This window comes from Neobacillus cucumis, assembly GCF_002860255.1.
Lineage (GTDB): Bacteria > Bacillota > Bacilli > Bacillales > Cytobacillaceae > Neobacillus > Neobacillus cucumis_A.
On the sequence record NZ_PGVE01000002.1, the window covers coordinates 1 to 12,661 of the forward strand.

The 12,661-nt window shown below is 38.4% G+C and carries 8 protein-coding genes and 1 pseudogene; 2 read left to right on the forward strand and 7 right to left on the reverse strand.

Going from position 1 to position 12,661, the window contains the following annotated elements:
• Positions 1–270: 270 nt before the first annotated feature.
• From CVD27_RS00010 to CVD27_RS00020, 3 genes and pseudogenes are all read right to left on the reverse strand, one after another.
• Positions 271–759: pseudogene (locus CVD27_RS00010) on the reverse strand (AIM24 family protein); the annotation flags it as partial.
• Positions 760–852: 93 nt separating this feature from the next.
• Positions 853–1,602 (reverse strand): hypothetical protein, encoded by a 750-nt coding sequence (locus CVD27_RS00015; RefSeq protein WP_101645879.1) that lies wholly within the window; start codon positions 1,600–1,602, stop codon positions 853–855.
• 2 nt (positions 1,603–1,604) lie between these two features.
• Entirely contained in the window at positions 1,605–2,327 is a 723-nt protein-coding gene (locus tag CVD27_RS00020) for a hypothetical protein (protein WP_142384053.1), read from the reverse strand.
• A gap of 326 nt (positions 2,328–2,653) precedes the next feature.
• On the opposite strand from CVD27_RS00020, the gene CVD27_RS00025 reads away from it, so the two are divergent.
• Positions 2,654–3,223, forward strand: coding sequence for a TetR/AcrR family transcriptional regulator (locus CVD27_RS00025; RefSeq protein WP_101645881.1), 570 nt, complete (start codon positions 2,654–2,656; stop codon positions 3,221–3,223).
• A 116-nt stretch (positions 3,224–3,339) separates the two neighbouring features.
• Positions 3,340–5,448 carry an MMPL family transporter gene (locus CVD27_RS00030; RefSeq protein WP_101645882.1) on the forward strand — a complete coding sequence of 703 codons (2,109 nt, stop codon included), beginning with the start codon at positions 3,340–3,342 and terminating at the stop codon, positions 5,446–5,448.
• A 54-nt stretch (positions 5,449–5,502) separates the two neighbouring features.
• Here the strand turns inward: CVD27_RS00030 and CVD27_RS00035 are convergent, their stop codons facing one another.
• From CVD27_RS00035 to CVD27_RS00050, 4 genes are all read right to left on the reverse strand, one after another.
• On the reverse strand, positions 5,503–6,645 hold the full coding sequence (locus CVD27_RS00035) for a mannitol-1-phosphate 5-dehydrogenase (RefSeq protein WP_101645883.1): 1,143 nt from the start codon (positions 6,643–6,645) through the stop codon (positions 5,503–5,505).
• A 5-nt stretch (positions 6,646–6,650) separates the two neighbouring features.
• Entirely contained in the window at positions 6,651–8,744 is a 2,094-nt protein-coding gene (locus tag CVD27_RS00040) for a BglG family transcription antiterminator (RefSeq protein WP_101645884.1), read from the reverse strand.
• 140 nt (positions 8,745–8,884) lie between these two features.
• Complete coding sequence (locus CVD27_RS00045; RefSeq protein ID WP_101645885.1) at positions 8,885–10,795, reverse strand: PTS mannitol transporter subunit IICBA; 1,911 nt, start codon at positions 10,793–10,795, stop codon at positions 8,885–8,887.
• Positions 10,796–11,030: 235 nt separating this feature from the next.
• On the reverse strand, positions 11,031–12,647 hold the full coding sequence (locus tag CVD27_RS00050; protein ID WP_101645886.1) for a glycoside hydrolase family 13 protein: 1,617 nt from the start codon (positions 12,645–12,647) through the stop codon (positions 11,031–11,033).
• Positions 12,648–12,661: the final 14 nt, after the last annotated feature.

The window sequence follows — 12,661 nt, forward strand, 5'->3', positions numbered from 1 at the left end:
ACTCCCCCTTTTTCTCCATGTGGATTTGTCCTCAAGAGCCTCTATTGAAGACACTCCCCCTTTTTCTTCATGCTAATTTGTCCTCAAGAGCCTCTATTGAAGACACTCCCCCTTTTTCTCCATGTTGATTTGTCCTCAAGAGCTTCTATTGAAGACACCTCCTCCCTTTCTCCATGCTGATTTGTCTTCAATACCCTATCGAAGGCAATTTTCTCATTTCCCTACGTAAATTTTTGTTCTCTATCCTTAAACATATCCCTTTCACTCCAATCACCCCTTCTCCACCCGCCGGATCTCTTCATAAGGCTGAACCACAACATATCCGTCACCTTCAAACTTCATCTGAATCGACTCGCCGCTGCCTCTGCCAAAAAAGGTCTTCAAGCTGATATCTGTTTGAAACTCTGGCTGCAGATTGCCAGACCAGGCCACAGTTGCATTCGGGTCTGTCACCACCGGTTGTCCAGGGGTAACTCTTAATGTCAGTGGCTCATAATGGGTCGTGATTGCTATCAAGCCCGTTCCTTCACAACGAATATTGAACAATCCTCCTGCCATCATCCCAGCAATCTTCTTCATCAATTTAATCTCCCACTTGATACTAGGTTCAAAGGCTAGCAAATCATTGCCGTTAACAAAAATAGCTTCGTTCTGAAGGTTTAAAATGACGATCTTCTTCCCTTCATCAGCTAAATATAATTTCCCCAATCCGTTCGCTTTCATTAGAGAAGCACCTTCACCTGTGAGTGCCTTTTTAAAAGCTGTCAGAAAAAGGCCTAATAAGGGGAGTTGAAAGATAAACATTTCAAAAAGCACTCATTTTTTAAATTGGGATGGGGGAGCTGGCCAACCTTATTCTAACGGAGTTTCGATTTCTGAAGGACTTAGAATTCTACTTTCGTCTATATTTGCTCCACTGGTATAGCCTTCACCAGTGATTGAATTTTTTACAACAGTCACTTTATCTTTTTGATCATATGGAATCCAGCCAAAGTACACTTGATAATTTGAAGTAAGGGAATCAAAAACGGACCATGGTGCTTTTGCTTTTTCACCCTTTATTAGTGAACCCATAACGGCATCCCATTCATCGGGCATCAGCATCATACCATAGGATTTTTTCTTAAGCGCTATTTTCGTTTCCATTTGAATCTTTGGAATATATGTCATCCGTCCATTAATGCCTTGATACCCTCGTTCTCTTATAAGATAAAAATCCATATCCTTCACCCCATCATCAGGATGCAGGTTCCATAAAATATAATAGGAAGCGGGATTATTCCTATCAATCTTCCAAATACGCGGACTGCCGTTTGTCGAAAGAGACTCCATTTCCCATTTATGCCGCTCCCACACCCAAAAACTTACCCCGTATTGCCCATCCTTAGATATATATGGGACAAAAACGTGTCCCTTATCAATATGAACAGTATCTTGAATGATTTTTACGGAAGCCCTTGGAGTAGAATGATTTATCTCCTTAATCAGTTGGCTTTTAGTTGGGAAGGATTTTGGTGGTGAAAAGTAAAACCAATAGATCAACAGCGTTGAGAGGACGGCGGCTATAGCTAGCAATGAAATAAAAGGCCCTTTCAGCTTCATCTCTACTCTCCCCCTTTAAGAAATGAGGTTTGAGAACGAAAATACAGCTGCTTTTTCGCAGTTGTAACCAACAGTCCATTACCATCTCTTTCCACATAAATAATGGCCGGCTGACTCCCCCATTTAGGAGTGATCCCCATTAGTTGATAAGGGAACTGTTCGTTTCTTTTCTGGGGACTTTCCCCTTCCTGTGTTTCCTCCTCATTCCATTGAATCCCCTGGTTAATATCTGGCTTCATGCTATGTATCTGATTCTGCAGACTATCTTTATCAAGAGACCTCTTAAGCCCGGAAGGATGTGTGCTAATAATCTTAGCAGTTTCTATATTTGAGATATAGGTGGCCAAATCATTTTCTGGATAAAGAAAATGATTTGTCCCTATTGTTATTAAGCTAGCTGCTAAAAAAATAAAATTCGAGAAAAAGCCTAGCCACAAGAATGGCCTATATCTTTCCCAACGACCTTTTTTTCTTTTTAGGATTCCGTACAAAATCCAAACCCCAAGTGGTAAAATCGAAATCTTAATAGGTGTCCCCTCATCCATTTGCCAATTAAACGAAAAAGAAAAAAGGCCTGCATAGATACTGATTAAAACTTTGAAGACCGTTGGTTTGTCTGCTTGTTTTTTATATAGACGGTAGGTAATAATTGCTATTAGGCACCAAGCGATCGTGCCAAGTATGAATGAGATTGCGTTAAAGTTAAAATCGTAACGTATGTCCATTTTTTTCCACCACCTATTCTTCATGATTCGGCACATTGCTGTCGTTCCCCTGCATAATTCCTTATACTGGGGTAAATAAACCCAATATTTAATCAAATGTTTGATTAGTCGCCGAAAACTTCTGTTCCCAAGCCTCGATTATATTTAAACAAACGTTTGATTAGTTTTTTTCTAAGGCAATTTAATACACTTTCACCCTCTAAAATAATTAACTAAACGTTTGATTAAAATTAAAATTTAACCAAACGTTTAGTTTGTTCACAAGCCTTTACTATCTAAATTTCCAATGCTATCTCAATGGACTATAATAAGAATGAGGTGAGAATATGGCACGAGAACGGAAATTCTCAACAGAGGATTTATTTCAAGCAACTGAACAGATGCTTTTAACACATGGCTATGAAGGGTTTTCAATTAGCCCCTTAGCAGAACAACTGGAAATCTCACGAGGAGCCATCTATAAGTATTATGAGAATAAAGAAGAGTTGATTACCGATTATATGCTTTATAAGATGGAACATTTCCTTGTTGAATTAAAAGAAATTGAAACGATAAATGGTTTTGATGCACAGTTTGATTTTTTAATAAATATTATTTTCAAGAATTCAACGATTCCGCATATGATTGAAATAGGCCGCCGAATTCCCATCAATAATAAAAAGGTCCAGGAAAATAACGAAAAGCGTGAGAAACTTCATTTGGATATGTACCACCATTTACAAGGTTTCATCTCCTTAGGAAGACAGGAAGGAAAGTTAAGAGAAACACTGCCAGATCAGTTAATACTTGGCTTTATCTTTCAAACCATTTTGATTCCAAACCACTTTGGGATTCCCCAATCTAAATGGATCAGCTCGATTAAAGAAATGATTTGTCATGGTATGTTAAATAATTAATTGACACTTGTGTCACTTTAACTGATAATGATGTTGAGTGATTCAAGTGTCTGATCCTCCCAAAAGTGACAGTTTTGTCACTTTGGATTAATAACCACTATGAAAGGAGAAAACGAATGAAGACCCTTCTACAGGCTATTACCGATCGAGTAACTACCAAAAAAGGAATGTGGATTACACTCGCTGCATGGTTTATTGTCACCATGCTCCTAGCGGTCTTTGCTCCGAGTGTAAGAGATTATGAGGTTTCTAATGTTGCTTCACTTCCGGATGATGCCCAATCAGTCATTGCCCAAAAGAAAGTGGATCAGTATTTTAAAGATAATGATGGTCTTCCAGCTATTTTAGTCTTCCAATCTAAAAACGGAGAAGTACAACTTGCAGACCTTACTAACCTTTTAGACCAGGTTTTAAGTAAAAAGATAAAGGGAGTGCAACAAGTGGTCTCATTATCATCATTGCCTCCCCAAGCAACAGCAGGCTTCTTTTCCGATGATAAGACGACGGCTTTAATTCCATTAACCTTTGATTCCTCTTTAGAAACTAAGGAAATAAAAAAGGCAATTGGGGAAATTACTAAGATCACGAAAGAAACAACAGATTTAAACTTATATGTTACTGGACCTGCCGGAATAGCATCAGATACACTTGACCTATTCTCTCGGGCAGATTTGGTCCTCATCTTCTCTACTGTTGGATTAATCCTTGTTTTATTAATTGTGATTTATCGATCCCCATTATTAGCACTCATTCCTCTGCTTGCGGCAGCTTTTGTCTATGAGGTTGTTTCACAAACACTAGGATTGATGGGAAAAGCCGGACTCGTGATGACTAGTCAAACCGTTTCGATTATGTCCATTCTTCTCTTTGCTGCGGTGATTGACTATTCTTTGTTTGTTTTTTCGCGTTACCGTGAGGAACTTAAAACCCATGAAAATAAATATAATGCCATGAAAGAGGCCATGAGAGAAACAGGCATGCCCGTGTTCTTTTCTGGCGGAACAGTTTTAGCCGCAATGCTTGTCTTATTCTTTGCAAGGTCCGGAGATTATCATAATTTTGCACCAACCTTCGCTACAACCATGTTAATCATTATGTTAGCATCTATCACCCTTGTCCCAGCCTTATTTACTCTTTTTGGCCGAAAATCGTTCTGGCCTAAAGTTCCTAAGGTTGGAGACCCAGCAGTAAACCAAAATTCTCTTTGGAGTAAAGTAGGCCGTCTGGTGGCAAAAAAACCTGGCCTTTCGGTTGCTATCATTGGAATCGTTCTTTTACTTTCTGCTAGTAATATGTTTAATCTCAAGTATGAATTTGACACCATGAAGTCATTCCCTAAAGATATGCCTTCACGACAGGGTTATGAGATTTTAGAGAAAAAATTTGAAAAAGGGGACCTTGCTCCAACAACGGTTCTATTTGAATCAAAAGATATGGTCACTCCTGAGCAGCAAAAGCAATTACAAAGTGTTCTATCAGAGCAGACGCTTGTTAGCAGTGTCCGAGTTAATGGCATGACTGAAACCCAAAAAGTGATTAATTACAGCCTAACATTTAAGGGAAATCCCTATGCTACTTCAACCATTGATGCGATGGAAAAAATCATTAATAAGACTAAGAAAATAACATCTGACAGCGGAGTTAAAGGAAAGCTTTATTTTGCCGGCGAAACCGCTGTAAAAGTGGATGACCGGGCAACGAATAATCGCGATGTCATCGTTATTGTCCTGCTAGAGACCATATTGATTTTTGCCATGTTAATTATCTTAACAAAATCATTTAAGATGCCTATCTATATGATGGGGACCATTCTAATCTCATTCCTTGCTGCACTAGGACTGGGGATGTTTTTAAGTAGTCTATTCTTTGATATAAGTACCATCAGTGACCGTGTACCTCTTTATGCGTTTGTCTTCCTCGTGGCTCTCGGAATTGACTATAATATCATGTTAATCTCAAGGTTCCAGGAAGAACAAAAAACACATTCGGTTAAGAAAGCGGTGGAAATTGCCGTTGCCAGCACCGGTGGGGTCATCTCTTCTGCAGGAGTCATCCTTGCGGCAACATTTGCGGTCTTGATGACCCAGCCAATTCAATTATTGTTTGTGTTTGGATTTATTGTTGCAGTAGGGATATTGCTTGATACCTTCCTAATCAGGGGTGTGTTATTACCTGGTTTAATTGTGTTATTAGAAAAAGATAAATCGGTTATCGAAAGTAAATAAGTCTGCCAGTAAAAAGGGTCAGCCCTCACGTAATGAAGGACTGACCCTTTTTTCTTATCTTTTTAACTTTTCATAATGATTGATTACTTCTTTAGTGATTTCACTATTTTCATCTAACCCGCTAACTTCTTTTAAGACAGCAGAAAGTCCGTTTTCCTTAATCATTCCTTGCAGTTTGACAGCTTCTGGGTCTTCTTGGTTATCAAAGAGTAAAGCTGAAGCAATAGCCCTAGCAAGATTTGTGTATGAAAGTCCTGCCTTTTGTGCTTCGACAGCTGGACGAACGAGACGATCATTAGGACCAAGCTTACGAATTGGGGAACGTCCTACCCTTGTCACATCATCATTTAAATAAGCATTTTCAAAACGGTGAATAATCTTATCAATGTATTGGCTATGATCCTCAGGATTTAAGCCATATTGATGGATTAAATAGGCACCTGTTTCACCAAGAGTAGCCTGAACTTGTTTTAAGATTGCTTCGTCTGCCAACGTTTGGTCGATGGTGGACTTATTCTCTAGATAGCCCAAATACGCAATGACTGCATGGCCTGTGTTTACCGTAAATAACTTACGTTCAATAAAAGGCGCAAGGTCTGCGACCATTGTCATCCCTTCAACCGGAGGAATGTTTTCACTTGTTTCAACTACCCATTCATAATATGGCTCTACTAAGACATCAAGTGAGCCTTGATTGTTTTGAAGAGGCACAATTCGGTCAACAGCCGAATTAAAGAAATGCACTTTACCTTCTAATTTTCCCTTCGTTTCGTCATCTAAATGTTCAAAGATATATCCTCTTAATAAATCCGTAGCTGAAATTTGATTTTCACATGCGATGACATAAAGTTTTTCTTCGTTATTCTTTACTCTTTCAGCTAATCCTTTAGCAATTAGCGGTGCAATATGCGGAAGGATATTCGGCCCTATGGCTGTAGTTAAATAGACCGCTTGTTTAATGGCTTCCACTACTTCATTTTCTTGTTTTATATTATTTAATCCGGAAACATTTTGGATCGTCATGGTTTCTTGTTCAACTGTAGCTAGCTTTACTTGGTATTGTTTTTCCTCATTTAACTGATTGATGATTTGATCTGCAATATCCACAAAAGTAACATGATACCCTGACTGAGAAAAAAGTGCCCCGATAAATCCTCTTCCAATGTTTCCTGCTCCAAAATGAACTGCTAGTTTCATCCTAATCATTCCTTTATTATTTTAGTTTGGAGATAATGTAAAAAAATATTTTCTAATTTTCTTCGAATAACTTCCTCATTCGATGAAGAAAAAATCATCATTGCTTCACTGTTCTCAATTAAGCTAGTACTAATCAAGCTTACTATTTCCTGCTCCCTCATACTTAATTCTTCAGGAGCAAGCAACAACAATATGTTCTTGATCAACATATCATTACCGTCCATACCTTTTACCATGATAGGCTCATGTAAATGAGAGATTTGGAAAATGAGCTTATGGACATTTTTATCTCTGCAATGAAAAAGGCCCATGCCTGTTCCCGGGATGCCCAGTCCCCCTTTACTTTCCCTCTCGCTTAAGGAGGTTAGGACATCTCTCGCAGAGTCCAACAGTTTTTCACTCTGGGCTGTAATCACCATTTCCGCCAACACATTCTCATGATCCTTAACACGGTCCATTTTATAAACTTTAAAATTTAATAAGATGTCCTCAATGCTTTCTTGTACGATCTTAAGCTGTTGTATTACGTCATAAATGCTTCCACTCTGTGCAGCCTCAGATGAAGATACATTCGTACCTGACAAAGGAATATATTCCCTCTTTTCCGTCAGTGATGTTAGGTTATTTCTTAAATAATTTTTTATCGCAGTTATGTTTTGCTCAGTTAAAAGAGGAGAAACCAATAAATAATCCACATCTAAAAATGGGAGCTTAACAGTAGAGATAATTAAATCATAATTTTTTACATTTGTTTGATCTTGAATTTCCTTAATGGATTTAATTTCTATATGATCAATTCCTAGGATCTCTTTTTTGATCCTGCTTGCTAGCATCTTGGATGTCCCAATCCCAGTTGGACAAACAACTAATGCATGAATCGATAGCTTTTCTTCCCTCATAACTAATGCAGACCCAAAATGAAGAACAATAAATGCAATCTCATCATCTGGGATAGAATCAATTTCAGCAAACTGCTTCTCTACGCTATTTTTTACAGCTAAAAACAGAAAGGGATACTTCTGTTTTATTTCCTCTTTTAGAGGATTAAACAAGCCCATTTGCTGTTTAATCCGATATAGAGAGGGTTCCATGTGAGCCAATAAACCCTGATAAAGGGAAAAATCATTCGTTAAATCAACATGAAGCTGTAATGAAACTTCCTGTATAAGAGTTTTTACTATTTTACTTAAGACAAGGCTATCATAAGGCACTACATCCACTGCTTGAAGCTTTGACCCCTTTAAAATGACAGCCAAATAAATAATATCTTGTTCCGTAAATGTTATCGAAAAGGTCTTTTCAAGTTCTGCACATATGTTTTTGATCAAGTTATATTCATTTGTCAGGCTATGATTAGACCCTTCCTCTTCTTCTAAAAAGTAAGAGGATTCTGTCCGTTGCATGGTTATACCTATATGTACAATAAGTCCGATATAATCATTGTCAGCAAGACGCTGCTGGGTACTATCAAAGATAGTATTCACTAGTCGGTCTATCACAACAATGTACTCTGGAAAAAAATAATGCAAAATCGATTCCTGCGCGTATTTATTATTTTCTAACAAAAATAAACTCTCAATTAACTCTTCATTAAAAAACAACAAAAAATAGCTGGCTAATGCTTTTCGTTTAGCTGCCTCCGATCCAATAAGATCAACGCCAACTCCCCTTTTTCTACTAATGGTCACATTAAAATGACTTAACCACTCCGTCAATTCCCCTAAATAGGTGGTTAATGTTGTGTTACTTACACCGAGTTCCATGGCTAATGATTGAATTTTAAAGGCTTCCTCCTGCATCAAGGCGATCAGCAGCAGTAATTTCTTTTCTTCTGGAGTTTGATCGATTGGAACAATACTCGTTACATTCTGAACTAAACGAAATATATTTTCGTTTTTTCCTTCAATCCTTAGTCCCGATTCCATTTGTCGAACTAAGTGGAGATCAAACGACTTAAGAATTTTTTCTACCCCGGTTAAATCACGGTGAACCGTACGAACACTTACATTTAGGTGATTCGCAAGGGACGAAACCGTATGTTTTCCAGAGGTTTTAACGAGTAACTCAATAATTGCCTTTTCCCTTGTCGTTATATACATGCTACCAACTCGTTTCTGAAAAGTAACATAAAAGAGACTAACCGTTTGGCAAGTACTGACAATTCATTTTGCAAATGATAATAAAAAAGTGAATACAAAAAGCGGCTATGCCGATTTTTGTATTCATGATCTCATTTTATTTATTTTTTATCATTTAAGATGTCAATAATTTCCCTTGCTGATTTTGCTTCAACTAATTTTTCAATATTAGCCATATCTGAGCATGTAACAGCAATACCAGATAAGATTTCTAGATGTGTACCATCTTTGCCTGCGATACCAAATATTAAACGAACCTTCTGGCCATCGAAATCCACACCGTTAGGTACCTGTAAAACGGTAAATCCAGAATTTAAGACATCCTTTTTCGCATCTTCCGTTCCATGCGGGATCGCTACATCGTTACCCATGTAAGTCGACGTCATTTCATCTCTTTCAATCATGGCATCAATATAACTTTCCTTAACATATCCGGCATTGACCAATGCTCTTCCTGCAAAACGAATGGCCTCTTCCTTTGTTGCGAAAGACTGATTTAAGAAAATATTTTTCTCAAGAAGTAATGCGTCATCAGCTTGATTATCAGCTTCAGGAACATTAGCTTCAGCGTCATCTACAATTTCTTGAAGTTCCGCCGTTTCCGGATTTTTAAGCTGGTTCATCAATTTATCGTATTCCGGACTGGATAAGAAATTATCAACGGAGATATGATAAGCATTTGGTAATTTATTTTGCGCCCTTGGTGTTAACTCTTCCTGTGTAATAACAATTTGAGCATCCGCTGGCAAATTACTAATCGCCGTATTCGTAACCGAAATATTTAAGCCTGCTTCTTTTACTTTTTTACGCAGCAAGGAAGCACCCATTGCACTAGAGCCCATTCCTGCATCACAAGCGAAAACGATTTTGTTTACTTTTTCAGGCATGGTGCCGGTATCAGCTGAAAATACATTAGAGACTGAGCTTTTCTTCCCTTTCATTTCCTGCATTTTTCTTGCAGCTTCTTCGATATCCTCCTCTTGCTCTTTCCCTGTTTTCAAAATAAAAGAGGAAATAACAAACGATACAATTCCTGCTACAAGTACACCTGCTAGGTTAGCAATATAAGTTCCTGCATGATGCGGGGTAACTGCCATAATAGCAAGGATACTGCCTGGAGATGCAGGAGCAAGTAATCCCCCGCCTAAAAGAACTAACGTAAATACGCCGCTCATCCCACCTAGAATAACTGCTAGGAACAACATTGGACGCATTAAAATGTATGGGAAGTATATTTCATGAATTCCACCAAAGAATTGAATAATCGCCGCACCTGGCGCCGTTCTTTTCGCTGTACCTTTTCCAAAAATACAGTAGGCAAGCAGTACACCAATACCTGGTCCTGGATTAGCTTCTAATAGGAACAATAATGATTTCCCTGCAGATTTAGCTTGCTCCACACCGATTGGTGAAAGAACACCATGATTAATGGCATTATTTAAGAATAAAATTTTTGCAGGTTCAATAATAATACTTGTTAACGGTAATAATCCTGTACTTACAAGCCAGTCAACCCCTGCAACTAGCCATCCTGTAAATACATTTACTGCTGGGCCAATGGCCAAGAAAGATAGAATGGCCAGCAATCCACCTAAAATACCTGCTGAGAAGTTATTAACCAGCATTTCAAAGCCGGCTTTAATTTTCCCTTCAACTGATTGGTCAAATTTCTTGATCACCCAGCCACCGAATGGTCCCATAATCATGGCACCTAAAAACATTGGAACATCTGGTGCACCTACAATGACCCCCATGGTTGCAATTGCACCAACTACTCCTCCACGCTGATCATGGACAAGCTTACCGCCTGTATAACCAATTAATAGAGGAAGCAAGTAACTAACCATTGGGCCGACCATTTTGGCAAGGCTTTCATTCGGAAAGAAACCTGTTGGAATAAATAAGGCCGTAATTAAACCCCATGCAATAAAGGCTGATATATTCGGCATAACCATTGAACTCAGAAAGTTACCGAATTTCTGTACAGCTACTTTTATATTCGATTGAGCCATTTGCTCTCATCCCTTCATTGTTGTAGTACCTTTTTATAGTAAAGGACTAATCCTCTGTATACAATAAAGAGGAAAGTGAATTTTGTCACACCATCTGTGACAAACCTATTGTTTCTCAAAGAATATGAAATATACACCAATTCTAATTGTAGGGATGAGCTGTAAATATAAAAAGAGGCTGTCTCTTACAGGGGATACCCATAAAGAGACAACCTCTTCTATTCTTGAAATTTCCTTATATAAGACGGTACACTCGAGCCTCATATGGTTTCATCAAAAATTTGCTTTTTCCATCTACTTGATTGTTATAATTTGAGATCATAAGTTCCCTATCAAAGGAAGTTAAATTTTCCGGCAAATGAACTTGAACCTGCTGTTCAGATATGTTGAGTACCACTAGCCATTTCTCACTTTTCAATCCACGGGTAAATGAATATATTTGCTGATGGTCTTCAAATAGTTCTTCAAAGTTTCCATATACCATGACTTCGTTTTGTTTTCTCAATTGGATTAATTGTTTGTAATAGTAATAAACAGAGTCTGGATCTTTAAGTGCTTGGGCAACATTTATTTCCTTATAGTTAGGATTTACCTTCATCCATGGGGCTCCACTTGTAAAACCGCCATTTTCTGTGTCATCCCATTGTACTGGGGTACGAGAATTATCACGGGAAAGATGCAGTAAACTTTCAAACACTTCTTGCGAGTTCCGCCCCTTCTCCACTTCTTCTTTATACCTGTTCTTCATTGCTATATCATTGTAGTCTTCAATGGAGGGATACCTTACACCCGTCATGCCGATTTCTTCCCCCTGGTAAATGTACGGCATCCCAGGAAGCATATGAAGAAGAGTGGCAAAGCACTTTGCTGACTCTACCCGATAAGTCGTATCATTTCCAAATCGAGTGACTAATCGAGTATGATCATGGTTGTTTAAAAATTGTGAGTTCCATCCCTTCCCCCACAATCCATGATACCAGCGTCTTTGAATTTCCTTGAATCGCTTCATATCCCAATGTGCCATATAATCGCAGACTTCAAAATGAAATAATGTATGAAGTTCCTGGCGATCTTCACCTACATACAAAAGACCGTCTTCTGGTGTAACAAACGGAATTTCTCCAACTGTAAAAATATCATAATGTTTCAATACCTCTTCGTGCATTTCATGAAGGTATTCATGAATTCCCGGGTTATTGCCAAGATAAGAGATATCCTCCGAGTTTTCTGCATCAGGGAATCCCTCTTGTTTTGCTAAGAGATTAATCACATCCATACGGAATCCATCAATTCCCTTGTCCAGCCAGAACTTCATAAGAGAATATACTTCCTGACGAACCTCTGGGTTTTTCCAATTCAAATCCGGCTGCTGAACAGCAAACGAATGAAAATAGTATTCTCCGGTGCTTTCGTCAAGTTCCCAAGTGGACGGCGTAAAATACGAACGCCAATTATTTGGCTGATCGCTCCAAATATAATAATCCCTTTTTGGATTATCCTTAGACGAGCGAGATTCGATAAACCAGGGATGCTGTTCGGATGTATGGTTTACCACTAAATCCATGATTAGTTTCATTCCTTTGCTATGTACTTCTTCAAGAAGTCTCTCAAAGGTTTCCATTGTTCCGGCTTTTGACATAATCGACCGATAATCCGATATATCGTATCCGTTATCAAAATCCGGTGATTCATAACATGGATTCAACCAGATCACATCGACGCCAAGATTTTGAATGTAATCCAGCTTTTGAATAACCCCTTCAAGGTCGCCAAATCCATCGCCATTTGTATCTAAAAAACTTCTCCAATAGACCTGATAAACCACAGCTTCCTTCCACCAAGTTTGTTTCATGCCGTTCATTCCTT

What these genes read in the sequence shown, in the direction of transcription:
- CVD27_RS00015 (WP_101645879.1), bottom strand. Translation starts at nt 1,602, where the DNA reads ATGAAGCTGAAAGGGCCTTTTATTTCATTGCTAGCTATAGCCGCCGTC.
- CVD27_RS00020 (WP_142384053.1), bottom strand. Translation starts at nt 2,327, where the DNA reads ATGGACATACGTTACGATTTTAACTTTAACGCAATCTCATTCATACTT.
- CVD27_RS00025 (WP_101645881.1), top strand. Translation starts at nt 2,654, where the DNA reads ATGGCACGAGAACGGAAATTCTCAACAGAGGATTTATTTCAAGCAACT.
- CVD27_RS00030 (WP_101645882.1), top strand. Translation starts at nt 3,340, where the DNA reads ATGAAGACCCTTCTACAGGCTATTACCGATCGAGTAACTACCAAAAAA.
- CVD27_RS00035 (WP_101645883.1), bottom strand. Translation starts at nt 6,645, where the DNA reads ATGAAACTAGCAGTTCATTTTGGAGCAGGAAACATTGGAAGAGGATTT.
- CVD27_RS00040 (WP_101645884.1), bottom strand. Translation starts at nt 8,744, where the DNA reads ATGTATATAACGACAAGGGAAAAGGCAATTATTGAGTTACTCGTTAAA.
- CVD27_RS00045 (WP_101645885.1), bottom strand. Translation starts at nt 10,795, where the DNA reads ATGGCTCAATCGAATATAAAAGTAGCTGTACAGAAATTCGGTAACTTT.
- CVD27_RS00050 (WP_101645886.1), bottom strand. Translation starts at nt 12,647, where the DNA reads ATGAAACAAACTTGGTGGAAGGAAGCTGTGGTTTATCAGGTCTATTGG.